The 24,434-nt window shown below is 66.2% G+C and carries 22 protein-coding genes; 10 read left to right on the top strand and 12 right to left on the bottom strand.

From position 1 onward, the window contains the following. Positions 1 to 30 precede the first annotated feature (30 nt). Positions 31 to 1,062, top strand: a complete 1,032-nt coding sequence (locus JHW40_RS22610) for a zinc-dependent alcohol dehydrogenase (RefSeq protein ID WP_090610254.1) — start codon at positions 31 to 33, stop codon at positions 1,060 to 1,062. Positions 1,063 to 1,084: 22 nt separating this feature from the next. Here JHW40_RS22610 and JHW40_RS22605 read toward each other — a convergent pair whose 3' ends face one another. Continuing rightward, on the bottom strand, positions 1,085 to 2,947 hold the full coding sequence (locus JHW40_RS22605; RefSeq protein ID WP_090610255.1) for a sigma-54-dependent Fis family transcriptional regulator: 1,863 nt from the start codon (positions 2,945 to 2,947) through the stop codon (positions 1,085 to 1,087). Positions 2,948 to 3,177: 230 nt separating this feature from the next. Here JHW40_RS22605 and JHW40_RS22600 point away from each other — a divergent pair, with 230 nt between their 5' ends. Both JHW40_RS22600 and JHW40_RS22595 read left to right on the top strand, forming a co-directional pair. Further along, entirely contained in the window at positions 3,178 to 4,248 is a 1,071-nt protein-coding gene (locus JHW40_RS22600) for a 2,3-butanediol dehydrogenase (RefSeq protein WP_090610256.1), read from the top strand. 54 nt (positions 4,249 to 4,302) lie between these two features. Continuing rightward, positions 4,303 to 6,102 carry a flavin-containing monooxygenase gene (locus tag JHW40_RS22595; protein WP_090610257.1) on the top strand — a complete coding sequence of 600 codons (1,800 nt, stop codon included), beginning with the start codon at positions 4,303 to 4,305 and terminating at the stop codon, positions 6,100 to 6,102. A 48-nt stretch (positions 6,103 to 6,150) separates the two neighbouring features. Here the strand turns inward: JHW40_RS22595 and JHW40_RS22590 are convergent, their stop codons facing one another. From JHW40_RS22590 to JHW40_RS22575, 4 genes are read right to left on the bottom strand one after another with little or no spacing between them, the layout of a single operon-like run. Beyond that, positions 6,151 to 7,236: an LLM class flavin-dependent oxidoreductase gene (locus JHW40_RS22590; protein WP_090610258.1), complete on the bottom strand. Its 1,086-nt coding sequence runs from the start codon at positions 7,234 to 7,236 to the stop codon at positions 6,151 to 6,153. Positions 7,237 to 7,257: 21 nt separating this feature from the next. Beyond that, the gene (locus JHW40_RS22585) at positions 7,258 to 8,127 is read right to left on the bottom strand and encodes an ABC transporter permease (RefSeq protein ID WP_090610259.1); all 870 of its coding nucleotides are present in this window, start codon (positions 8,125 to 8,127) and stop codon (positions 7,258 to 7,260) included. Beyond that, positions 8,124 to 8,945 (bottom strand): ABC transporter ATP-binding protein, encoded by an 822-nt coding sequence (locus JHW40_RS22580; protein ID WP_090610260.1) that lies wholly within the window; start codon positions 8,943 to 8,945, stop codon positions 8,124 to 8,126. Before JHW40_RS22580 ends, JHW40_RS22585 begins: the two co-directional genes overlap by 4 nt. A gap of 8 nt (positions 8,946 to 8,953) precedes the next feature. Continuing rightward, positions 8,954 to 9,970 carry an ABC transporter substrate-binding protein gene (locus JHW40_RS22575; RefSeq protein ID WP_211657184.1) on the bottom strand — a complete coding sequence of 339 codons (1,017 nt, stop codon included), beginning with the start codon at positions 9,968 to 9,970 and terminating at the stop codon, positions 8,954 to 8,956. A gap of 321 nt (positions 9,971 to 10,291) precedes the next feature. On the opposite strand from JHW40_RS22575, the gene JHW40_RS22570 reads away from it, so the two are divergent. The 6 genes from JHW40_RS22570 (at position 10,292) to JHW40_RS22545 (ending at position 14,203) form a co-directional block, all read left to right on the top strand. Then, complete coding sequence (locus JHW40_RS22570; protein ID WP_090610262.1) at positions 10,292 to 10,963, top strand: carboxymuconolactone decarboxylase family protein; 672 nt, start codon at positions 10,292 to 10,294, stop codon at positions 10,961 to 10,963. Beyond that, positions 10,960 to 11,379, top strand: a complete 420-nt coding sequence (locus JHW40_RS22565; RefSeq protein WP_090610263.1) for a carboxymuconolactone decarboxylase family protein — start codon at positions 10,960 to 10,962, stop codon at positions 11,377 to 11,379. The genes JHW40_RS22570 and JHW40_RS22565 overlap by 4 nt, the downstream gene beginning before the upstream one ends. Further along, positions 11,376 to 13,064 carry an LbetaH domain-containing protein gene (locus JHW40_RS22560; protein WP_244519084.1) on the top strand — a complete coding sequence of 563 codons (1,689 nt, stop codon included), beginning with the start codon at positions 11,376 to 11,378 and terminating at the stop codon, positions 13,062 to 13,064. The genes JHW40_RS22565 and JHW40_RS22560 overlap by 4 nt, the downstream gene beginning before the upstream one ends. Positions 13,065 to 13,189: 125 nt before the next feature. Then, a complete protein-coding gene (locus JHW40_RS22555; RefSeq protein WP_272849150.1) occupies positions 13,190 to 13,321 on the top strand; it encodes a hypothetical protein in 132 nt (43 codons plus the stop codon). Between the two features lie 3 nt (positions 13,322 to 13,324). Further along, positions 13,325 to 13,642: a transposase gene (locus JHW40_RS22550; RefSeq protein ID WP_211657185.1), complete on the top strand. Its 318-nt coding sequence runs from the start codon at positions 13,325 to 13,327 to the stop codon at positions 13,640 to 13,642. Positions 13,643 to 13,663: 21 nt separating this feature from the next. Beyond that, the gene (locus tag JHW40_RS22545) at positions 13,664 to 14,203 is read left to right on the top strand and encodes a transposase (protein ID WP_211657187.1); all 540 of its coding nucleotides are present in this window, start codon (positions 13,664 to 13,666) and stop codon (positions 14,201 to 14,203) included. Positions 14,204 to 14,379: 176 nt separating this feature from the next. On the opposite strand, the gene JHW40_RS22540 is transcribed toward JHW40_RS22545, so the two are convergent. The 5 genes from JHW40_RS22540 to eutB all read right to left on the bottom strand — a co-directional run bounded on the left by JHW40_RS22540 (position 14,380) and on the right by eutB (position 20,572). Beyond that, on the bottom strand, positions 14,380 to 16,323 hold the full coding sequence (locus tag JHW40_RS22540; RefSeq protein WP_170851698.1) for a calcium-binding protein: 1,944 nt from the start codon (positions 16,321 to 16,323) through the stop codon (positions 14,380 to 14,382). Between the two features lie 141 nt (positions 16,324 to 16,464). Continuing rightward, on the bottom strand, positions 16,465 to 17,463 hold the full coding sequence (gene doeB / locus JHW40_RS22535) for a N(2)-acetyl-L-2,4-diaminobutanoate deacetylase DoeB (RefSeq protein WP_090610264.1): 999 nt from the start codon (positions 17,461 to 17,463) through the stop codon (positions 16,465 to 16,467). After that, positions 17,460 to 18,656: an ectoine hydrolase DoeA gene (gene doeA, locus JHW40_RS22530; RefSeq protein ID WP_090610265.1), complete on the bottom strand. Its 1,197-nt coding sequence runs from the start codon at positions 18,654 to 18,656 to the stop codon at positions 17,460 to 17,462. The genes doeB and doeA overlap by 4 nt, the downstream gene beginning before the upstream one ends. After that, positions 18,657 to 19,622, bottom strand: coding sequence for a cyclodeaminase (locus tag JHW40_RS22525; protein ID WP_090610266.1), 966 nt, complete (start codon positions 19,620 to 19,622; stop codon positions 18,657 to 18,659). Continuing rightward, on the bottom strand, positions 19,619 to 20,572 hold the full coding sequence (gene eutB, locus JHW40_RS22520; protein WP_090610267.1) for a hydroxyectoine utilization dehydratase EutB: 954 nt from the start codon (positions 20,570 to 20,572) through the stop codon (positions 19,619 to 19,621). The genes JHW40_RS22525 and eutB overlap by 4 nt, the downstream gene beginning before the upstream one ends. A 164-nt stretch (positions 20,573 to 20,736) precedes the next feature. Between eutB and JHW40_RS22515 the strand changes: the two genes are divergently transcribed. Beyond that, positions 20,737 to 21,237, top strand: coding sequence for an Lrp/AsnC family transcriptional regulator (locus JHW40_RS22515; protein ID WP_090610268.1), 501 nt, complete (start codon positions 20,737 to 20,739; stop codon positions 21,235 to 21,237). 41 nt (positions 21,238 to 21,278) lie between these two features. Here the strand turns inward: JHW40_RS22515 and JHW40_RS22510 are convergent, their stop codons facing one another. Together JHW40_RS22510 and JHW40_RS22505 are read right to left on the bottom strand one after the other, a co-directional pair. Beyond that, on the bottom strand, positions 21,279 to 22,649 hold the full coding sequence (locus JHW40_RS22510) for an aspartate aminotransferase family protein (protein ID WP_090610269.1): 1,371 nt from the start codon (positions 22,647 to 22,649) through the stop codon (positions 21,279 to 21,281). A gap of 39 nt (positions 22,650 to 22,688) precedes the next feature. Further along, entirely contained in the window at positions 22,689 to 24,149 is a 1,461-nt protein-coding gene (locus tag JHW40_RS22505; RefSeq protein ID WP_090610270.1) for an NAD-dependent succinate-semialdehyde dehydrogenase, read from the bottom strand. Positions 24,150 to 24,434: the final 285 nt, after the last annotated feature.

Genomic DNA, 24,434 nt, shown 5'->3' with positions numbered 1-24,434 from the left:
CCTGTCCCACCGATCTTTCAGGAGCCCGCGATGAAGGCCGCCTTCTATACCGGACAACGAACCTTTCAGCTGCGCGACATCGCCCGCCCCGATCCGGCGGCGGATGAGGTCGAGGTCAGGGTGGCCTTCAACGGCATCTGCGGCACCGACCTGCACGCCTATCACGGCGCGATGGATGGCCGGATCGGGGTGAGCCGCATCCTGGGCCATGAAATGTCGGGCCGGATCGCGCGGCTGGGCGCGAATGTCACCGGGCTGGCAGAGGGTCAGCCGGTGGTGATCCGGCCATTGAACTCCTGCGGGGCCTGCCCTGCCTGCACGCGCGGGCTGTCCCATATCTGTCACAATCTCAGCTTTCTGGGGCTGGATACCGATGGCGCGTTGCAGGAATACTGGTCGGTGCCCGCCCATGCCGTCCACACTTTGCCCGACGGCGTTTCTCTGGAACATGCCGCCCTGACCGAGCCCGTCGCCGTGGCCTGCCATGACGTGCGCCGGGGCCGGGTCCAGCCGGACGAGGACGTGCTGATCATCGGCGGCGGCCCGATCGGGCTGCTGATCGCGATGGTCGCCCGCGCGGCGGGGGCGAATGTCACCCTGTCCGAGGTCAATCCTGCCCGGATCGCCATCGCGCGCGGGCTGGGCTTTGCCACGCTGGATCCGCGCGAAACCGATGTGGCGGCGGCGGTGATGCAGGCGACCGGGACCAAGGGCGCCGATGTGGTCTTCGAGGTCTCGGGCACCGCCGCCGGCACCGCGCTGATGACCGACGCGGCGGCGGCGCGCGGGCGCATCGTCATGGTCGCGATCCATACCACCAGACCGCCCGTCGATCTGTTCCGCTTCTTCTGGCGAGAGCTGGAGCTGATCGGCGCCCGCGTCTATGAGCCGCAGGATTTCGATCAGGCCATCGCGCTGATCGCCAGTGGCGGGATCGATGCCCGCACGATGATCACAGATATCCAGCCGCTGGAGGATGTCGGCCGCGCCTTCGCCGCGCTGGACGATTCCGCCTCGGGGCAGGCGATGAAAAGCCTGATCCGGGTCGGCGCGCCGGACTGATCCGGGTGGGCAAGCGGCGGCGTCAATGCCGCCGGGCGATGCCCAACCGCCGCATCCGCCGATGGATGGTCGAACGGTCAACGCCCAAACGGCGCGCGCATTCCGAGACATTGCCGCCGGTCTCGCGCAGGACCTGCGCCAGCAGCGATGCGCCGCCGCTGGCGGTATCGGGCAGCCGGGCCATCTGCTCGGGCAGGTCCGACAACTCCAGCCGCGGATGCGGCAGGATCGCGGCCAGCGTCTCGGCCAGCCGCGCCAGTTCGCGCAGATTTCCCGGCCAGTGATGGGCGGCCAGCCGCGCGGGAACCTCGGGCGCCATCAGGACCGGCTGACCGAAGGCACGCGCCAGCAGCCGGTCCAGCAACCAGAACAGATCGCGCCGTTCGCGCAAAGGCGGCAGAGGCAGCACCGCCCCGGCAAGGTTGTGGTAAAGATCGCGGCGAAAGCGCCCTTCCTCGACCGCCCGGGCCAGATCGCCCTGCGCGGTGGCGATCAGCCGCAAGCCGGGTGACAGCGGCCGCAGCCCGCCCACGGGCAGATAGCTGCCTTCGGATGCCAGTTGCAAAAGCCGGGCCTGAAGACGCAGCGGCAACTCTCCCACCTTGTCCAGCACCAGCGTGCCGCGCCCGGCCTGATCCAGCAGGCCGGGTTCGTGACGCCGCCCGTCGATGCGGCCAAAGACCAGCGCCTCGTCGGCATCCGACAGTCCGGCACAGCGCAGCACGGTAACAGCGCCGCCCCCTGCCACCCCATGAATGGCGCGCGCAAGGGTCAGCTTGCCCGCGCCGGTCTCGCCCTCGATCAGCAGCGGCAGGGGGCGGGTTGCAAGGGCGGCGGCGCGGCGCAGGATCTGCGCCATCGCCGGATCGTCGCCCGCCAGTTCGCGCAAGACCGCGGGAACCTCGACCGTCGCGGGGGCCGGGAACGGCGCCCTGCGGGTGGAAATGCGGCGCGGCTCTATGGCATGGGCGAACAGGCGGTGGCCGTCCCGCGTCTCGATAAAGCGGTCGGCGGCGGGGCGCAGCCGGGTCAGCTCGTCCAGCCGGTCCAGCCGCACATCCAGAAAATCCGACACCATCCGCCCGATCAGCTGGTCCGGCGCGCGCCAGTCCACGCCGCCCGCCCGCGCCATCAGCCGCGCGGCGGCATGGGTCATGCCGATCACCCGCCCCGCGCCATCCAGCGAGATCGCGGCCTCGGGGTCCACGTCCAGAAAATCGGGGCTGCCCGACAGGCGCAGCACCCATTCGCGGCGGGCCTCGGCCATCAGGTTCGCCATCTCGATGCGCCGCGCGGACTGGCGGACAAGGTTCAGCGCAAGGCTTTGGCTGGCCTTGGGCCGGGGCGAGGACAGCAGCGAGATATCCAGAACCGCCGACAGCCGCCCGCCGGAATCATAGATCGGCGCGGCGGTGCAGGACAGCCCGCCATGGGTCGCGTCGAAATGGTCGTCCTGATGGATGATCAGCGGCTCTCCCGACTCGATGCAGGCGCCAAGTGCGCAGGTCCCTGCCCGCGCCTCGGACCATTCCGCGCCCATATACAGCCCCGAACGCCGCAGCGCCGATTTCTGCGCATCGTCGCCCAGATATTCGACCGTGACCCCGCTGCGGTCGGCCAGCAGCAGGACATAGTTCTGACCGGCCACCAGCGCATACAGGTTTTCGATCCCCGAACGCGCGATCGAGATCAGCTCTTCGCTGCGCTGGCGATGCAGGCGCAGTTCGGAATCGGGCAGGATATAGGCCTCGGCCCGCGCCGCCGGATCCAGCCGGTGCTTTTCCAGACAGCGCAGCCAGCTTTGCACCACAACCGGATCGCGGGTGGCGGGCGCCCCTTGCGAGACGGCCTCGATCTCGCGGATGTGGTGCAGGTCGGTGTCCATCGTCCCCTCCCCTCGCAGACACGGCGGCTGAGCCAAGCCTAGCAGCAGGGCGGGGTCGCTGGGAATGGCGCTTTGGTCGCGCCACCTGTGGCGCCACAATGCCACAGGTGCAACAGGTCGTGCCACAGTCCGACCATCCAACCCGTTGAAAAGATTGAACCGGGAAAATTCCGTTTGGCGATGGATGCTCCGGTCCTAGCGTAAGACAGATCAACCGGGGAGGAGAACACATGAAGGCGCTTCGCTTTCACGCGGCCAAGGATCTGCGCATCGAGGACATCGAAGCCCTGCCCGCGCCGGGTCCGGGGCAGGTCGCGATTCGCAACCGTTTCGTAGGCATTTGCGGCACCGATCTGCACGAATATTCCTATGGCCCGATCTTCATTCCAAAAGTGCCGCATCCTTTTACCGGCGCCCACGGCCCGCAGGTGCTGGGCCATGAATTCGGCGGCGTCGTGACCGCGGTGGGCGATGGCGTGGCTCATGTCGCGCCCGGCGACCGGGTGTCGGTCCAGCCGCTGATCATGCCGCGTTCGGGTGATTACTTTGCAGATCGCGGGCTGTTCCATCTCAGCCCCGATCTGGCGCTTGCGGGGTTAAGCTGGCTGTCCGGCGGCATGGCCGAGGCCGCGCTTCTGAACGATTACAACGTGGTCAGGATCCCCGACGCGCTGAGCGATGAAGAGGCCGCGCTGGTCGAGCCGACCGCCGTCGCCGTCTATGCCTGCGACCGGGGCGGGGTTGCGGCGGGCAACAGCGTGCTGGTCACCGGCGCGGGGCCCATCGGCATACTGACCCTGCTGGCGGCAAGGGCCTTTGGCGCGACGACGCTGTTCGTGTCGGACCTGAACGATACCCGGCTGGAGATCGCGCGGCAGATTCTGCCCGGAGTCGTCATCCTGAACCCGGAACGCGACGATATTGGTGCCCGCATCCGCGCGGCGACCGAAGGCGGCGTCGGCTGCGATGTGGCGCTGGAATGCGTCGGCAATGAAAAGGCGCTGGCAAGCTGTCTCGACGCGGTGCGCAAGCAGGGCGTCATCGTGCAGGTCGGGCTGCATCCGGGCAACAGCGGATTGGACTGGTTCAACGTGACGTTCAAGGATGTCGATCTGCGCGGATCATGGGCCTATCCGACCCATCTGTGGCCGCGGGTGGTCGACCTGATCGCCTCGGGCGCCATTCCGGCCAGCAAGGTCGTGACCGCAAGGATCCGGCTGGACGAGGCCGTGACCAAGGGTTTCGACGCCCTGCTGGATCCGGCCGGAACGCATCTGAAGATCCTGATCGATCTGACCTGACCACATGCGCCGCCTTGGGAGGGGCGGCCCTTTTCCAAGCAACGGGAGGATACCATGCTTGACACGACCCATCCGCAACTGACCGCGCTGGTCGCCGATCTGGAACGCGCGCTGGTCGCGCAGGACGCCGATGCCGTCGCCGCGCTGTTCGTGGAAAACGGCTTCTGGCGCGATCTGGCGGCCTTTACCTGGAACCTGAAAACCTGCGAGGGCAAGGACCAGATCCGCGCCATGGCCGCCGCGCAACTGCCGCAGATCGCCCCCACGGCGCTGGCGCTGGACCCCGCCGAGGCCGTCACCGAAGCCGATGGCGTGACCGATGGCTGGCTGACGCTGGAAACCGCGACCGGACGCGGCGTCGGCTATATCCGCATGAAGGATGGCAGGATCTGGACGCTGCTGACCACCTTGCATGAACTCAGGGGCCATGAAGAGCCCCGCAAGCTGCGCCGGCCCATGGGTGCCGAACACGGCCACGATCCGAACCGCAAGACGTGGAAGGAAAAGCGCGAGGACGAAGCCCGCCGCCTTGGCTATGAGGATCAGCCCTATGTGCTGGTGATCGGCGGCGGTCAGGGCGGCATCGCCCTTGGCGCCCGGCTGCGGCAACTGGGCGTGCCGACGATCATCGTGGACCGGCACGAGCGCCCCGGCGACCAGTGGCGCAAACGCTACAAGTCGCTGTGCCTGCATGATCCGGTCTGGTACGACCACCTGCCCTATATCCCCTTTCCCGACAACTGGCCGGTCTTTGCGCCCAAGGACAAGGTCGGCGACTGGCTGGAAATGTATACAAAGGTGATGGAGCTGAACTACTGGTCCTCGACCACCGCGAAATCCGCGCAATATGACGAGGCCAGGGGCGAATGGACTGTCGTCGTCGATCGCAACGGCCAGCAGGTCACGCTGCGCCCGAAACAGCTTGTGCTGGCCACCGGCATGTCGGGCAAGGCGAATGTGCCGGTGATCCCCGGTCAGGACCTGTTCAGGGGCGAACAGCAGCATTCCAGCCAGCATCCTGGCCCCGATGCCTATGGCGGCAAGAAGGTCGTGGTGATCGGCGCCAACAACTCGGCCCATGACATCTGTGCGGCGCTTTGGGAACATGGCGCGGATGTCACCATGGTGCAGCGGTCCTCGACCCATATCGTCAAGTCCGACAGCCTGATGGAGGTCTGTCTGGGCGGGCTTTATTCCGAACAGGCGGTGGCCAACGGCATCACCCATGACAAGGCCGACATGATCTTCGCCTCGGTCCCTTACCGGATCATGGCCGATTTCCACGTCCCGCAATATGACGAGATCAAGCGCCGCGATGCCGATTTCTATGCCGCGCTGGAAAAGGCGGGCTTCATGCTGGATTTCGGCGATGACGAATCCGGGCTGTTCATGAAATACCTGCGGCGCGGCTCGGGTTACTACATCGATGTGGGTGCCTGCGATCTGGTCATCGACGGCTCGATCAAGCTGCAATCGGGCAAGGGCATCAGTCATCTGAGCGAGACTGCCGTGGTGCTGGACGACGGGACCGAACTGCCTGCCGATCTGGTGGTCTATGCCACGGGGTATGGCTCGATGAATGGCTGGGCGGCGGATCTGATCTCGCAAGAGGTCGCGGACAAGGTCGGGAAATGCTGGGGGCTTGGTTCGGACACCACCAAGGATCCCGGCCCGTGGGAAGGCGAGCAGCGCAATATGTGGAAACCCACGATGCAGCCGGGGCTGTGGTTCCACGGCGGCAACCTGCACCAGTCGCGGCATTACTCGCGCTATCTCGCGCTGCAACTGAAGGCGCGGCATGCGGGCATCGACACCCCCGTCTGGGGCCTTGAGCCGCCGCATCACCTGAAATGACGCCCTTGCGTTACGCCGCGACCCCACCCGGGCGCGGCGTGGCGGCGGTCACGCAGGAACCGCCTGCCTGCGTAGCAAGGGCAGCAGGCTGCGGCCCTGACGTTCGATCTCTTGCAGATAGGGGGTATCGGACAGGATGAACCTGCTGATGCCCAGATCCGCGTATTTCCGCAGCGAGCCCGCGACCTCTTCGGCCGATCCGACCAGCCAGGTGGTCGCGGCGCCGCCCGCACCGAACTTGCCGGGCGTGGTGTAAAGGTTCTCGTCCAGAACCTCGCCCCGGTCCTGCAAATCCAGCAGGCGCTGCTGGCCCTGCGCCACGATCCGGCGGTGGTCGTGCCAGCCCGCGCCCTCGATCCGGGCCATCTGCGCCACCTTGGCCTCGGCGTCACGCCATGCCTGTTCCGAAGTATCGCGGATCAGCGTCGTGATGCGCAGCCCAAATTCCAGCGGCGGCAGATCGCGGTCCAGATCGCGCGACAACGCCCTCAGCCGGGCAATGCGTTCGGCAATGTCGGCGCGCGGCTCTCCCCAGAACAACTGCACATCGGCCTCGGTCGCAGCGACAGCCTCGGCTGCGGGCGAGGCCCCGCCGAAATAGAGCGGCGGATGCAGGCGGTCGTCATTGGGGGTCAAACGCGGTTCAGCGGTGGAGTTGCTGACGCGGTAATGTTCGCCCGCAAAGCTCACCCCGGTTTCGGTCCACAGGCGGCGGACAAGGCGCATGAACTCTTTGGTGCGGCCGTAACGCTGCGCCTGATCGCCTTCGCGGTCGCCATAGGCCTCGAAGTCATCCTTGCCCGAGACGATATTGATCCGCACCCGCCCGCCGGACAGATGATCCAGCGTGGCCGCCGCACTGGCGAACTGGGCGGGCTGCCAATAGCCGGGACGGATGGCGATCAGCGGATTGAAACCGGTCGTCCCGGCGGTCAGCGCCGTGGCCAGCGTGAAGGTGTCGGGGCGCCCCCAGCCGGTGCCGATCAGCGCACCGGCCCAGCCATTCGCCTCGATCGCGCGGGCCTGCGCGGTCAGGGTGGCAAGGCTGTTGTGATCGGCGACCGCATCGTCGCCGCGATGGCCCGCGACGGCCTGATTGGGGATATACCACAGGAATTCGGGGTTCTGCGTCATGGGGTCCTTACTCATCCGGGGTTAACGTTGCTGGCCCCAGCGGTGGATCGTCGCGCGCTCCAGCGTGGCAAAGACGACGTTTTCCACCAGCAGGCCGATGATGATGACCATGGCCAGACCGGCAAAGACCTGATCGGTATAAAGCTCGTTCCGGCTTTGAAAGATGTACCAGCCCAGCCCGCCGCGCCCCGAGGACGCACCGAACACCAGTTCCGCCGCGATCAGCGTGCGCCAGGCAAAGGCCCAGCCGATCTTCAGCCCCGACACGATCGAGGGCAGCGCCGCGGGCACAAGGATCTGGGCGACGAAGCGCCAGCCGGTCAGGCCATAGTTGCGCCCCGCCATGCGCAGCGTTTCCGGCACGCCCTGAAAGCCCGAAAAGATGTTCAGCGCCATCGGCCACAGCACCGAATGAATCAGCACGAAGATCAGGCTGGCCTGCCCCAGCCCGAACCACAGCAACGCCAATGGCAGCAGCGCGATGGCCGGCAGCGGGTTGAACATCGAGGTCAGCGTGGACAGTAGGTCGCGCCCGATGCGCGTGGACACGGCCAGCGTCGTCAGCAGAAAGGCCAGCACGATCCCGGCCAGATAGCCCTTGAGCAGCACCGAGATCGAGATCGCCGCGCGTTCCAGCAGCACACCGCTGCCGACACCGTCGATGAACACGCGGGCGGTGGCGGTGAAGGTCGGCAGCAACAGCGGGTTGCCCTGCCAGCGGGCGGCGGCTTCCCAGATCGCGGCGATGGCGGCGATGATGACCAGCTTGCGCAGCCAGTCCTGCCCCCACAGCCGGGTGGTCAGCGGGATGTCGCGTTCAACCGGGCTTTCCGCGAATTGCGGCAGGTGACGTTCATATTCGGGGCGGATCGGCGGGGTCAGGGCGGTCATGTCGCGGCCTCTTGCGGATCGGCGAACAGCATGTCGTGGATGCGGTTGGCGGCCGTCTGGAAATCCTTGCCGCCAAGGCTGTGCAGATCCCAGTCATGGCAGTTGATTTCCGCCCGCACCCGCCCGGGCCGGGGCGACAGCAGCGCCACCCGGTTGCCGACGACCAGCGCCTCTTCGATGGAATGGGTCACGAAGATCAGCGTAAATCGCACCTCGTCCCACAATTGCAGCAGTTCCTCTTGCATCTTGCGGCGGGTCAGCGCGTCCAGCGCCGCGAAGGGTTCGTCCATCAGCAGCACGCGCGGCTTCATCGCCAAGGCGCGGGCGATGGCCACCCGCTGTTTCATGCCGCCCGACAGTTGATGGGGAAAGCTGTCCTCGAACCCCGTCAGACCGACCTTGGCGATGCAGTCCCGCGCCCGCTCTCGCGCCTCTGCCTTGGGCAGATGACGGGTGGCGATCAGCGGGAACATCACGTTGCCCAGCACCGTTTTCCACGGCGGCAACTGGTCGAATTCCTGAAACACCACGATCCGGTCGGCGCCGGGGCGGTCGATCACCTGCCCGTTCAGCCGGATCTGCCCTTCGATGGGCCGGATGAACCCGGCGATGGATTTCAGCAGCGTGGACTTGCCGCAGCCCGAGGGGCCCAGCAGCACGAAGCGATCCCCCTGATACACGTCCAGATCGATCCGATGCGTGGCCCGCACCACCCGGTCGCGCGTCGTATATTCCAGCGTCACACCGTCGATCTGCAACAGCGGATCGGGCAAGGCGGCGGTCGCGCCATATGCGTTCAGGCCGGACATGATCACCATGAGACGCCTCAGCTTCCGGTCGCGATGCGGGGATCGTCGAAGAAGTAATCCGACAGCTGTGCCGGTTCCGTGCGGATCGCGCCGACCTTGTGCAGGAACTGGCCAAGGCCAAGCGTGTTCTCGGGCTGGATCTTGAAGGACACCTCGTCGCTGGTAATCACATCCAGCAGCAGATCGCGGTCGGTCCGCGCACCGCTGACCTTCAGATAGATGTCGGCGGCCTCTTCGGGGTTGGCGGTCACGAATTCCGCCGCCTCTTCCAGCGCCGCCAGCAAGGCCTGATAGGTCTTGGGGCTGTCCTCGTAAAAACCCTCGGTCGCGTAAAGCAGGGTCGAGGTGGATGGCCCGCCCAGCACGTCATAAGAGTTCAGGATCACATGGGCATCGGGGTTGTCCGCCAGTTCCTGCTCCTGAAAGGGCGGGTTCGCGAAATGCGCGGTGATCTCGGTTCCGCCCGAAATGATCGCCGCCGCCGCCTCGGGATGGGGCAGCGCGACCGAGATTTCGTCAAGCCGGGCGAATTCCCCGTCCCCCCATTCCTTCGCGGCGGCCATTTGCAGGATCCGCGCCTGCACCGAAACCCCGACCGCAGGCAGCGCGATACGGTCCTGATCGGTCAGATCGGCGATGGTCTGAACCTCGGGCCGGTTCGAGACCAGATAGTTCGGAAAGTTCCCCAGCGAGGCCACCGCCCTGACGTTCTGCCCGCCTTTGGTCCGGTCCCAGATGGTGAACATCGGCCCGACACCCGCGCCCGCCACATCGATACTGCCCGACAGAAGCGCGTCGTTCACCGCCGCACCGCCGGACAGTTGCAGGAACTCGACATCGATGTCGATCCCGGCCTCTTGCCCGTGCTTTTCGATCAGCTGCTGTTCCTTGGCCACGTTCAGCAGCAGATAGACAACCCCGAACTGTTCGGCGATGCGAAGCCTGCCTTCTTCGGCATGGGCCGCAAGGCTGGATATGGCGACAATTCCAGTGCTGGCCACAAGGGCCGCAAAGGGGCGCAGGTACCGTTTCATCATGCGGCTCCTCTAAATCTCTACTAACATTGTCGTCATAGATGCGCCGCCCGGGCAAGGGCCGGTCAACGGGTCCGCAGCGATATGAAAGACGCTTCCATATCGGCGATGCCGCAGAGAACCCGCTTCCAAATCTACGCGACACAAGGGAACGGTTTGCTCTGCCCAAGGTCAGCCCCAGCAGTTGCAGATCACCCCGTGCCGATTCGACATCGCCCATTTGCCGGAAAGATGACCTCTGGGGCGAACAGAGTGGGGCCCGGCGATCACGCCGGACCTGCTGGGGCGCGAATGATATTCTCCCAGAGGGTCGAAAAAAACATGACCTATCTTATCGTCTTTTATCCGCGCGGCTGGCATGATGGTTCGGTGAAGGTCCGCATCGGGCGGGCCGCGAACGCAGAGGATATGGCCATGCCACGGATATCCGCCGCATTGGGTGACGATCTGATCAACCTGCCCCTTGACCGGGGAATGCGCGAGGCCGTCGAAAGACGGCGCTCGGTTCTCTGCGATGTCGATTGCAATGAACGTGACCTGCTGATGCCCGACCAGCCCGGCCCGGTTTCCGTGGCCGAGCGGCGCGCCATCGCCGTCTATGTCGCGGCGCTGCATCGCGAACAGGGGCTGGTGGACCGCTATCTGGCGCTGCTGGCTGACAGCGAGGGCGCCGGACCTGCCTTCGCGCAGGTGATCGCCGCCGAGGCACGCCGCGCGGGGGCGCTGCATCCCGCGCCGCATCTGCCCGCCGCCGCCAGCCGGGCGCTGATCGGCGACAGGCTGGCGGTGATCTTCCGGCATCTTCAGGCGCTGCTGACCGGCGACCGCAAGGGTCAGGCGCAGACCACTGGCTGGGACACGGATGCGCTGGAAATCGTGTCGCGGATCGTGACGCTGGTGATCTTTCGCACGCGCATGATCGTAGGTTTGCGGCAGTTCTGCGAGGACAGCCCGAATGTCGTCCCGCTGGCCAGAAAAGGAGCGGGGCAATGATGTTCCACAGCTATTTCCGCAGCGGTCTGTCGGGCGCGGTGCCGAAGCCGGGCTTTTTCAACCGCCCGCGCGGGCTGGACGAGGGAGAGCGGGCCCTGATCGCGCTGGTCGTCACCCGCGAGGCCGGCCGTATGGATCTGGCGCGCCTGCACGCCGAACGGGCCGCCAGCGCCTTGCGCGATCCATTCGCGGTGGCGCTGCTGCTGGAAGAGGGCCTGCCCAGCCCGCTGACCGGCAGGCTGGGCGCTCTGGCCACGGCGGCGGGTATTCTGGCCAGCGACCAGCCCCGGCTTGGCCGGTTCGAGCGCAGGCGGCTGGCCTCGAACGGGGTCGATGCGGATGAATTGCTGGACCTGATCGCCACCGTGGCCAAGGTCAGCAGCCATCTGTTCACCAGACAGGGGCATGACGCATGACGATGCCGGAACCCTATGGCGTCGGGAACAGCCGGATCACGGCCTTGGCCCCGCAGAACGACATGCAGTTGATCGCTGCGCCCGATTGCGTGACGGCAGAGCGCGCGGCGATCGCGCTGGCGCTGTGCGGCAGGCCGGTGCGCCCCGTTGCGGGGCCGCAAACCGGGTTGCGGCTGGCCAGCCCGTTCCGCAAGGAACTGGTCATTCAGGAACCTCTGGCGATCCTGACGCTGCTGGACGAGCTTTGTCCCGGAACGCTGTTCTCGGCCAACCCGGTTGAGCGCGCCGGACAGCACAAGCTGACCGGGCTGGCGCTGCTGGCCGATCAGCGGCTGGCCGAGGTGATCGCGGCCCGCAACCCCCGCGATCTGGACATCGCCATCCATCTGCTGCGCGACGGCGTATTGCTGATCGAGCAATGTTTCCGCCAGCGCAGCCCGGCCTCGCGGCTGGACGTGCGCGATGCGGTCGCAGCCCCACTGATCTGGCGCATGATGATGCTGGATCGTCACTGTCAGGCACATCTTTGTCTGGGGCTGGAACGTGTGACCGCCAATACCGCGCGCATCCTGCAACTGAACGGTGTGGCCGATGTGCTGGGCAAGGCGGCCGAGGCGCGGTTCCTTGACCACCACCTGCCCCATGATGCGGCCATCGGCCTGCCTGCGGATCAGCGCATCGACTGGAGCCCCGCGCTTGGCCCGGCGGGCCGTCCGCAACATCTGAATGACAGGACAAGACGATTGACCGTGGTTCCGGCCAGCCCGACCTCTTCACCCAAACCCGCCGATCCCGCCGGGGACGATCCGCTTGGCGCCGTCACCGAGAAACTGCGGCTGATCCGCCTGACCTCGCAGCAGCGGCGCTATCCGGGGCGGGCGACGCCGCGTCTGCCCTCGCGTCCGGCGGTGATCCGGCTGCTGGCGGACACCATCGGCGCGCTCTATCCCCGCCATTACGGCCCCGAAGGCATGGACGCGCAGGCGGCCGAGCTGTTCATTACCCAGACCCTGCAATCCGTCCGCCAGCGTCTGGCCGATCAGCTGGAGCTGGAATGGCTGCTGCAACCCGATGCCGATCCTGCCGAATGCCGCCAGCGCGCGCAGGCGACCGCCGCAAGGTTTCTGGCCGGGCTGCCGCAGATCCGCGATCTGCATGACACCGATATCAACGCCGCCTTTCAGGGCGACCCCTCGGCCAAAAGCCTGGACGAGATCATCCTGTGTTTCCCCGGCATTGCCGCGATCCTGCGACACCGGCTGGCGCACAGCCTCTATGGTTTCGGGGCGCCGATGCTGGCGCGGATCATGGCCGGGCATTCGCATTCGCTTTCGGGCATCGACATCCATCCGGGGGCCCGGATCGGCCCGGCCTGCTTTATCGATCACGGCACCGGCGTCGTGATCGGGGAAACCGCCGTGCTGGGGCGCAATGTCCGCATCTATCAGCAGGTTACGCTGGGGGCGAAACGCTTCGAGAGCGACGGCGAAGGCGGGCTGGTCAAGGGCCAGCCGCGCCATCCGCTGGTGGGCGACGACGTGGTGATCTATGCCGGGGCGACCATCCTTGGCCGGATCGAGATCGGCAAGGGCGCGACCATCGGCGGCGGCGTCTGGCTGACCGAACCCGTCCCGCCCGGCGCCGTGGTCACTCAGGCCAGAGCCAGCCTGAACACCTCTGGCTGACGCCGCCTAGACCGCATGATCGCTGGGTGAGTTGACTGGGCCGGTGGCCTCTCCCGCGGCATTCTCCGTTCGAGGGTTGCACCAGATTGGCTGGCGCCGCGCCTCAGGAATAGGGGAGAGACCAGATGCAAAATAACATGTTCATCGGGCTGGACGTCCATAAGGCGTCGATCTTTGTCGCCGTTGCGGGTGGTGAGCGGGGTGGTGAGGTTCGGTATTGGGGCTCCGTGCCGAACCGGCCCGATCATATCCGCTAGCTGGTGGAAAAGCTGGCCGCGAGCGGGGCGCAGCTGCGGTTTTGCTATGAGGCTGGCCCCTGCGGCTATGGCCTCCACCGCCATCTGGTCGAGATGGGGCACGACTGCATCGTGGTCGCGCCCGCGCTGGTCCCGGTGAAGGCCGAGCGACAGGGTGAAGACCGCCGCGCTGCGCTGATGCTGGCCAAGCTTCACCGGGCGGGTGAGTTGACCACGGTCTGGGTGCCGGATGGAGCCCATGAGGCGATGCGCGATCTGATGCGGGCACGGGCCGTGGCGATGCGGGTGACCGGACAGATTGCGGATCTGCTGCCGCAGTAGAGCCTCGCGGCGGTTCAAGCGATGCGCGGGGTCGGGTTCATCGTCGCGGTGACGGTAGTGGCGGAGGTCGGGGACTTCCAGCGCTTCGTCAATCCGCGGCAACTGATGGCTTATCTGGGACTGACCCCGTCGGAGCATTCCAGTGACGCCAGCGTCCGGCGGGACGGGATCACCAATACGTCGCCCATCATCCAGCGTTACCCGCTGATCTCCGGCATCGATCTGGCCGGCATTGTCGAGGCGTCGGACAATGCGGAATTCGCCGTTGGCGATGCGGTGGTGCTGAACGGCCGGGGGCTTAGCCAGACGCATGATGGCGGTTTTGCGCAAAAGGCGCGGCAGCCGCCCGACTGGCTGAGCAAGCTGTCTGCGGGCATCACCACCGTCAACGCCCCGAAAGCGAAGCGGGTCGAGGCATGGGCGCGGCTGGCCTACGACTTCGACCTTGGCAAGCTGGACGACATGGTGACAGCCGTGGGTCTGGAAGAGGCACCCGATGTCGCGCGCAGCATCTTTTCGGGCAAAATACGGGGCCGGACGGTCGTTGACGTAAAACGCTGACCGGGGCGAAGGGCGCCCGCGACATTCCCGCCCCGCAAGACTGGCCGAGGATCAAGGGGCCGGGCTGGATCTGGCTGGCGGTCGCTGCGGTGCTTTGCACGAAATGGTTCGGGAAAGGGCTGATCCGCACGCCGAGGGTCAGCCGGTCCTGTCCAGTGAACCTCGAACACATCACCCTATAACAGGAAATCATCCGCCGTCAGGGCGCTGATGCCGATCAGCTGGATCGCGAAATCGGGGCGGGTATCGCCGTCCACATCGCCGCGCACGAAAACCGACCCGCCCTCGCGCGAATACCAGACCGCGTTCGCGCCCGGCTGCGTTCCGTTGAACTCCAGCGCCTGATTGCCTGCCTGCCGGATATTGCCGTCGATCTGACGCAGGTCCAGATGGTCGGTGCCGGGCTGGAAGTCCAGAATACGGTCGCGACCCGCCCCGGCCGGGCTGTCCCGGACCTCGCGAAAGACGAACATATCCGCGCCCGCACCGCCGGTCATCCGGTCCGCGCCCGCGCCACCGACAAGCCGGTCCTGACCGCCTCCGCCGAACAGGCTGTCGGCACCCCCGTCGCCGCGCAGCACGTCGTTGCCTGCACCGCCACGCAGGACGTCATTGCCCGACCCACCTTCGAGGGTGTCGCGGCCCGCGTCGCCTTGCAGCGTGTCCCGACCCGCACCACCGCGCAGCAGATCGTTACCCGCGCCGCCGCGCAGGACGTCATTGCCGGATCCGCCATCCAGCGTATCATGGCCTGCCTGACCGCTCAGCGTGTCATGGCCCGGGCCGCCGAACAGGCGGTCATTGCCGCGGTCTCCGAACAGGGTGTCGTTACCCTTCTGTCCGTAAAGCTGATCGTTCACGAAGGTGCCCTGAACGCGATTGTCACCCGGACCCGCCGTGACCTTTGGCAGGGTCAGGTTGCGCGAGGCGATCAGCACATCGTCGTCATAGGCATAGCTGATCTCGGCCCGAAAGCTCGACACGATCTGGCCCTGCTGGCTGATGATGCTGTTGCCGCCGCCCATCAGGTCATAGGGCTCTTCTTGCGTGATCCTGAAAGAGCCCTGCAACGCCTTGCCGCCGGGACCGAAGGCGCGGCCATAAAGGTTGCCGTCGTCGAAATATGTGACCAGCGTCCGCCCGGCCCCCAGATCGACGACATCCTGCAACACCTGCGTGCCTTCGCGGCGATCCGAGTTGACCCTGACGGCGGCGGTCGCGGCGCTGCCATTGGGGTTCAGCAGCCGGAAAAAGACATCGGAATCCGAGGTCGTGGCCTCTTCTCGCATCCATGCCAGCCCATAGCCGCCGGCGGTGCGGCCCGCGATCTCGCTGTGGCTTTGCTCCAGCCCGAAGCGGTCGGCCTCGCTGGCGATCAGCGGCGCGATGACACGCGCATCCGAGATCGGCGTTCCATCGGCACGATAGGTCTGCACCCAGACGGCATATCCGATCAGGTCGCCCTGAACCGTGCGCTGATGCCAGCTGACCGCATATTGGCCATTGCCCGATGCCGCGATCGAGGGCGAGATATAGCCCGCACCCGTCCAGGAATTCACATAGACCTCGGCATCATCGACCAGCCGGACCGGGTCGGCGACCTGCTGCCCGTTGGGGCGATGGCGATAGGCCAGCAGGTCGTAGAACCCGCCGGATTCGTATCGCGCGACCAGCGTCACCGCCTGACCATTGCTCAGCGTCACGATATCGACGACGTAATGATCGTCGGTTGTGTTCGGCGTCAGTTGCCGGGCCTGTCCCCGCGGGCTGCCATCGGCGTTGAAGAACTTGATATAGCTGTCGAAATAGGCGTCGTCATGCCCGTTGATCGCCGAGGGACCGCGACTTTCGAAGATCACCGCGAAATTGCCATTCGCAAAGCTGGTGGCTGCCGGGCTGCGCTGGATGTCGTCGGTCAGATTGTTGATGCGCACGTCGCTGGCGGCCGCGCCGCCCAGATCGCCCTGCCACGAGCGGCCATAGACACCGAAGGACCCCCTGACCCCCGGATCCGGTTTCAGGTCGGTCCACAGGCCCAGAATGCTGCCGTTTTCCAGTTGCAGCAGATAGGGGTCTTGCTGAACGCTGTCGCGATTGGCCGAAAGGAAATAGGTTGGCATGGCAAAAACCTGTCAAAAATCCGGGCTGTCGGCGATAATCCCGTCGTACAGTATGCCATCGACGCGAAATCCGGCAAGCTGGTTCGGCGGGATGCGTCAGGTTCCGCCGACGCCCCGCCAGAGGACGAACGACGGTGGTTTTCAGTCCGTCAGGATGTCGGCGATCACGGCAAGGCAATCGCCGCATTGGACAAGGCCGGGGAAATGGCGCGCCGCGATCACGCCGTCGCGATTGGCCGGAACCTCGACCGGGGCGGTGCCGGTGCGGTCGGGCGGCCAGATCCGCGCGATGGGCTGGCCCGCATGGACCCGGTCGCCCAGATCGGCCAGCGGATGGATCAGCCCGTCGCGGGTGGCAAAGTGGAAACAGTCCTCGCCCGGCATGTCCAGCATCACTCCGGGGCCCTCGGTCTCGATCTCGCCCGCCAGAATCCCGGCATGGCGCAGCACGTTCCGCGCGCCCCGGATGGCGATAGCGGCCGAACGCGCGGTCGCTGTGCCGCCGCCGCCCAGCTCGGTCGTGACAAAGACCTTGCCCTGCGATTCCACCGCCGTGTCAAACATGCCGACAGCGTCGATTTCGCGCATCATCATGCTGTAGGGCGCGGCAAAGGCCCTGACCGCCGCCACGCAAGCCGCCTGCTGATCCTTGTTCTCCAGATAATGCGCCGCCGCATAGGGCAGGAAATCCAGCGTCTTGCCGCCCGAGTGGTAATCCAGCACGATGTCCGCCATCGGTACCATCACATCGTTGAAATAATTGGCGATCTTGCGGGTCGGACTGCCATCCGCCCGGCCCGGAAAGCAGCGGTTCATATTGATCTGATCGATCGGGCTGACGCGCGCACCGGCCCGGAAGGCAGGATAGTTCAGATAGGGCACGATGATGATGCGCCCGCTGACCTCGGCCGGGTCGATATCCCATGCCAGTTGTTGCAGCGCGATGGGCCCTTCGTATTCGTCGCCGTGATTGCCGCCGGTCAGCAGCGCGGTGGGGCCGTCGCCATTGGCGATCACGGTCAGCGGAATCATCACGCTGCCCCAGGCGCTGTCATTGCGCGAATGGGGCAGACGCAGGAAGCCATGCGCCTTGCCGGGCTGGTCCAGCGCAATGGTCGGGCGGATCGGGTTGATCGTCATGCCTTCACCAGCATGCGGCGGGGGATGTTGCAAAACAGTTCCGGCTCTCGTTCGGTGATGACGATGGATTCGGTGGTCTCATACCCCCAGTCGTCCATCCACAAACCGGTCATGAAATGGAAAGTCATGCCGGGCTTCAGTTCCGTGCGGTCGCCGCGGCGCAGGGACATGGTGCGCTCGCCCCAGTCGGGCGGATAGCTGAGGCCGATCGGATAGCCGGTGCGGTTGTCCTTGACGATGCCGTAACGGTCCAGAATGGTAAAGAAGGCCGCCGCGACATCCTCGCATGTATTGCCGGCGCGGGCGGCATGCAGCCCGGCCTCCATCCCTTCCAGCACGGCCTTCTCGGCCTCCAGCATCTCGGGCGGGGGCGTGCCCAGAAAGATCGTGCGCGACAGCGGCACATGGTAACGCTGATAGCAGCCCGCGATCTCGAAAAACGTGCCCTCGTCCGGCTTCATCGGCTGGTCGTCCCAGGTCAGGTGCGGCGCGGCGGCATCGGGGCCCGAGGGCAGCAGCGGCACGATGGCGGGATAGTCGCCGCCATGGCTGGACCATTCGTCATAGCGCAGACCCGCGTCATAGATCTCGGCCACCAGATCGCATTTGCGCATGCCCACCTCGACCTTGTCGGCGATGCGGCGGTGCATCCGCTCGACGATGCGGGCGGCCTTGCGCATGTATTGCAGTTCCTTGGGCGTCTTGACCGCGCGCTGCCAGTTCACAAGGCCCGTCGCGTCAAGGATCTGCGCCTCGGGCAGGCCGTAAACCAGCCGCTCATGCGCCTTGGCGGAATACCAGTAATTGTCCATCTCGACGCCGATGAAGCCGCGATGCCAGCCCCGGTCGGCCAGCTGCGCCCACAGGTAATCCATCGGGTGACGTTCCACCGACTGCACGTAATAGTCGGGATAGCCGATGATGTTGTCGTCCGTCATCCAGACCGTGCGCAGCGCGCCATTGGCATCCTGCCCGCGTCCGAACCAGATCGGCGGACCGTCCGGGCCCACGATCACACATTGATGGACATAGAAGGACCACCCGTCATAGCCGGTCAGCCATGCCATGTTCGACGGGTCGCTGATGATCAGCAGATCCAGTCCCAGTTTGGCCATGCTGCCGCGCGTCTTGCGCAGGCGCTCCTCATATTCCTCGGTCGAGAACCGCTCGGGCGTTCGTTGCAGCTCAGGCATTCAGGCCTCATGTGAAAACGCGGCAAGCGCGTGGGTGGCAATGGCGGTGTCCTGCACGCCGGTTCCGGTCAGATCGGCAATGGTGATCTGGCGCGGATCAATGCGGCCGGGGTGGCGACCGATGAGGATCTGGCCCAGTTCGGGATGATCGCCTTCGGGGATGGCGCGGGCGGCAAGGGCGGCGCGCAGCTCTCCCATCAGGCGGGTCTGCGACAGCCGGTCCGCGACATAGAGATCGGCGCGGGCAAGGCAATCGGGGTGCAATTCGTTCTTGCCCGGCTGGTCGCTGCCCATGGCGGTGACATGCTGGCCCGGACGCAGCCATTCGGCCCGCAGGATCGGGCGGGTGGCGGGGGTTGTGGTCACGATGATGTCGCCAAAGCCTGCGGCAGCTGCCGGGTCCGATTCGGCACGGACGGTCAGCCCGTCGCCTGTCAGCTCATCGGCCAGCGCCTGCGCCTTGGCCCCGTCGCGGGCCCAGATCACGGCCTCGGCAATCGGCCGGACCAGCCGCAGCGCATGTAATTGCATCCGCGCCTGAAGCCCGGCGCCGAAGATCGTGGCGCGGGTCGCATCAAGGCGCGACAGATGGCGGGCGGCAACCGCGCCCGCGGCGGCGGTGCGCAGGTCGGTCAGATAGCCGTTATCCAGCAGCACTGCCCGAACCCGGCCCGTGTCCGAAGACAGCACCACCATCAGCCCCGAGGTCGAGGGCAACCCTCTGGCCGGATTGTCGAAGAAGCCGGGCGAAATCTTGACCGCGAAACCCGCCAGCCCCGGCACATAGGCGGTCTTCACATCGACCTCGGCATTCACTTGCGGCAGGTGCATGGACAGGACCGGCGGCATCTCGACCCCGCCCTCGGCCAGCCGGGCGAAGGCGTCCTCGATCACGTCGACGGCGGCGCGGTCCAGGGACAGGTGCTGGCGCAACTGGTCTTCGTGCAGGATCAGGATCTCGCTCATATCTCTCTCCGAAGGATCGCGGCGTGGCGGGCGGGGTCGATATTCGCCCCGGACAGGATCAGCACCAGCGGGCCATCGGCGCGCAGCTTGCCCGCAAGGATCGCGCCCGCACCGACGGCGGCGGCGCCCTCGACCGTCTCATCGTCCTCAAGTGCCAGATGGCGGATGCCGGCCGCGATCTCATCCTCGGTCAGCAGGATCAGTTCGTCCATCAGATCGCGCACCATCGGATAGGTCAGCCGGTTCTGCATCCCGATCCCGCCGCCCAGACTGTCGGCCAGGGTTTCCAGTTCCGCGACCTCGACCGGGTGGCCCGCGTCAAGGCTGGCGGCCATGGCCGCGCCGCGCTCCATGCTGATGCCGATGATGTGGATGGCGGGGTTCAGCGACTTCGCCGCCCGCGCCACCCCGGCCAGCAACCCGCCCCCGGACAGCGGCACGGCAATGGCGGCGGCGTCGGGGATCTGGCGCATGATCTCCAGCCCCAGCGTCCCCTGCCCGGCGATCACATCCGCATGGTCGAAGGGCGGGATCAGCGCAAAGCCTTCCTCGCGCTGCAAACGGCGGGCCTCATTGAATGCCTCGTCCTGACTGGCGCCGATCACGCGGGCCTCGGCCCCCAGCGCGGTGATCGCATCCAGCTTGTTCTGCGGCACAAGATTCGACACGCAGATCACCGCCGCCAGCCCCTGCGCCCGCGCCGCATGGGCCAGTGCGCGCCCGTGATTGCCAGTCGAGGCCGTCGTCACCCCCGCCACATCGCCCAGTCGCGCCACCGCATTGGCCGCGCCGCGCAGCTTGAAGGCGCCGGTTTCCTGACGATGTTCGCATTTCAGCCAGACCGGCCCGCCCGCCAGCCGCGACAGGCCGGGCGAGGGCTTCACCGGCGTTTCCCGCACCATTCCGGCGATGCGGTCGCGGGCGGCGTGGATATCGTCCAGCGTCACCATGCCTGCACCGGAAGGCGCAAAGTGACCCCCTGCGCCAACAGGCGGCAGGCGGGGCGGAAGGTATCAGCCGTGGTCAGGGGGCGATGCGACATGACGACAGTTGAGCCAAGCCCGCCGGGTTTGTCCAGATTGACATTCCACGGCCCTGCGGAAACAAGCGAGGCATGAGCCCGCTGCGCCCCGAACTTCGCCTCGATGACCGCGACATCGCCATTCTTGCGGTGCTGTCGCGCGAAGGGCGCATCGCCAAGACCGATCTGGCCGGGCGGGTGAACCTGTCGCCGACGCCCTGCTGGGAACGGATGAAGCGGCTGGAAAAGGCCGGGCTGATCCGGGGCTATCGCGCCGAGATCGACCTTGTCGGGCTGGGTCCGCATGTGCAGGTCTTCGTCACGGTCGAGCTGGAAAGCCACCGCGCCGAAAGCTTCCAGATCTTCGAGCGCACAATCGCCCGGATGGACCAGATCACCGGCTGCTGGGCCATCGGCGGCGGATACGATTACCTGATGCAGGTGGTCACGCGCGACGTCGCCGCCTTTCAGTCGCTGATGGACGGCCTGCTGGAAAGCCGCGCGGGGGTCAGGCGCTATTTCAGCTATATTGTGACCAAGCCGGTCAAGAACCTGCCACCCGCCTCGGCGCTGCTGGGCGATGGCGGGGGCTGAGCGCCCTGCCCCGCCGCGCCGTTTCGTCAGGCACATCCGGATCAGCCAAGCACCTCTGCGATCGAATCCTTCGTGACCGCGACGATCTGGTCGGCCTCGGCCTGCGTCAGGCACAGCGGCGGCGCAAATCCCAGAATATCGCCCTGCGGCATCGCCCGCGCGATCACCCCGCGTTTCAGCATCGCCGCGACGACCTTGGCGCCCTTGCCCTCGGCGGCGTCGAAGAAGCTGCGCTTGTCGCGGTCGGCGACCAGTTCGACCGCGCACAGCATCCCCTCGCCGCGCACCTCGCCGACATGGACATGATCGCCCACCGCCGCGCGCATCGTCTCGTTCAGATATCTGCCGACGGTTCCGGCATTCTCGACCAGCCCCAGATCGTCGATCAGCTTGAGGTTGGCGATCCCCGCCGCCGCGCCGATGGGATGGGCGGAATAGGTCCAGCCATGACCCAACACGCCGTTCTCATCCGTGCCCTGCATCAGCACATCCCACATCCGCTGCCCGACGATCGAGGCCGAAAGCGGCGCATAGGCCGAGGTCAGTCCCTTGGCGCAGGTGATCAGGTCGGGCTGCACGCCATAATGACCGGCGCCGAACATCGACCCCAGTCGGCCAAAGCCGGTCACGACCTCATCCAGAATCAGCAGGATGTCGTGACGGTCCAGCACCGCCTTGATCGCCGGCCAGTAACCCGCAGGCGGCGGCACGATCCCGCCCGTGCCCAGAACCGGCTCTCCGATGAAGGCGGCGATGGTATCGGCACCCTCGGCCGCGATCAGTTCCTCCAGCTTGGCCACGCAATGGGCGGTGAAATCGGCTTCGCTCATCGTCGGATCGGGGTGGCGGAAATGATAGGGCGCCTCGGTATGGATCACCTGCGACAGCGGCAGGTCGAACTTGCGGTGAAACAGGTCCAGCCCGGTCAGGCTGCCGGTCATCAGCCCGCTGCCGTGATAGCCCCGCCAGCGAGAGATGATCTTCTTCTTCTCGGGCCGGCCAAGAATGTTGTTGTAATACCAGACCAGCTTGATGTTCGTCTCGTTCGCGTCTGACCCACCAAGCCCGAAATAGACCCGCGCCATTCCTTCGGGCGCGCGGTCCATGACCATTTTCGACAGCGTGATCGAGGCTTCCGATCCATGACCCGCATAGGAATGGTAATAAGACAGCTCGCGCGCCTGCGTAGCGATGGCCTCGGCGATCTCGGCGCGGCCATAGCCGACATTCACGCAGTAAAGCCCGGCGAACCCGTCCAGCAGACGATTGCCGTCGCGGTCGGTGATAAAGACGCCCTCGCCCCCGGTCACGATGCGTTGCGCGGCCTCGCCACGGGCGAACTGGCCCAGATGGGTCGAGGGATGAAAAAAGCTTTCGCGGTCCCATTTCGCCAGTTGGTCATTCGTCAGCATATCGTTTTCCTTTCATCCCAATTCTTCCGGCCCGGTCTTTCAGGCCCAGTCGCGGCAGACATATTTGATCTCGGTGAACGCCTCGAGGCCCTGCCGCGCGCCCTCGCGGCCGATGCCGGACTGTTTCATTCCCCCGAAAGGGATCGGCGCGCCGGTGACCTTGGTGCGGTTCACGGCGACCATGCCGTATTGCAGCGCCCGCGTCATGCGATAGATCCGGCGCGGATCAAGGCTGTGGACATAGGCCACCAGCCCGTATTCGGTCGCATTGGCCCGCGCGATCACCTCGCCCTCGTCATCGAAAGGCGTCAGCGCGGCGACGGGGCCAAAGGTTTCCTCGGCCATGATCGCGGCCTGATCCGGCACGTCGGCCAGCACGGTCGGGCGAAAGAACAGCGGCCCCAGTTCTTCGGCCACGCTGCCCCCGGTCAGCACGCGCGCGCCTTTGGCCACCGCGTCGTCGATATGGGCGATCTGCTTGGTGATGGCGCGATCATGGATCAGCGGGCCGATATCGGGGTCCTCCATGCCGGGGCCAAGCGTCAGCTTTTCGACGGCCTTGGTAAAGCGGGCGCAGAATTCGTCATAGACCGGGCGCTGGATATAAAAGCGGTTGGCGCCCAGACAGTCCTGCCCCGAGGTGGCGAATTTCGCCTTGATCGCCTCGGCAACGGCGCGATCCATATCCGCGCCCCCGAAGACGATGAACGGGGCATGCCCGCCCAATTCCATCACGAGCCGCTTCACCGTCCCGGCTGATTGCCGGTAAAGCAGCCGCCCCACCTCGGTCGAGCCGGTGAAGGACAGCGCCCGCACGCGCGGATCGCCGGTCCATTCGCCGACGATGGTGGCCGCATCGCCGATCACCGTATTCACGACACCAGCCGGAAAGCCCGCCCGCCGCGCCAGTTCCGCCAGCGCCAGCGCCGACAGCGGCGTCTCGGCCGAGGGGTGGATGACCACGGTGCAACCCGCCCCCAGCGCCGCGGCGGCCTTGCGGGTAATCATCGCGCAGGGGAAGTTCCACGGCGTGACCAGCGCGGCCACGCCCACGGGTTCGCGCCACAGCTCCATCTCGGCATCGGGCAGATGGCTGGTGACGCCCTCGATATTCGGGCGCAGGGCCTCTTCGGCATAGAATTGCACGAAGCTGGCGGCATAATCGATCTCGCCCCGCGCCTCGCCTATGGGCTTGCCCTGTTCGGCCACCATGATCCGGGCCAGATCCTCTTTCGCGCCAAGGATCAGCGCGTGCCAACGATGCAGGGTCGCGGCGCGGTCCTGCGGCAGCATGCCCGCCCAGCCGGGAAACGCGGCCTGTGCGGTATCGACCGCCGCGCGGGCCCCGGTCGCGTCGCTGATGGCCACCTGCGCGACCAGATCACCCGTGGCCGGGTCGCGCACGGCCAGACGTCCTTCGCCCGCGAAATCGCCCTGTCCGGGCAGCAGGCCGGGATCGGTCAGCCGGTCTTTCAGGTTGCGGGGCAGATCGTCCAGCATCGCGCACCTCCTTGTTGCCATAAAAGATGGCGGCAGCGCGGCAGGCGATTTCACCAAAGCTGACGGGGTGGTCAGAGGATTCCTCTTTTGTCACCGGCTGCGCCGGGGAAATACTCGCCCCCCGCGGCGGGTCACCAACTCTCATACTCCAAACGCAGGTGCGACAGAGATCTATCTTGCGACGCGGCCCGGAGGCTGAAGCCAATGAATGATCCGGCGGTCGTTGGCATGGTTCTCCGCCCTGTGCGAGGGGATCAATTGGCAGCTTGCCGCCATCGAGATGGT

The sequence above is a fragment of the Paracoccus alcaliphilus genome (genome assembly GCF_028553725.1).
GTDB lineage: Bacteria > Pseudomonadota > Alphaproteobacteria > Rhodobacterales > Rhodobacteraceae > Paracoccus > Paracoccus alcaliphilus.
This window is presented reverse-complemented; position numbering and strand designations above follow the sequence as displayed.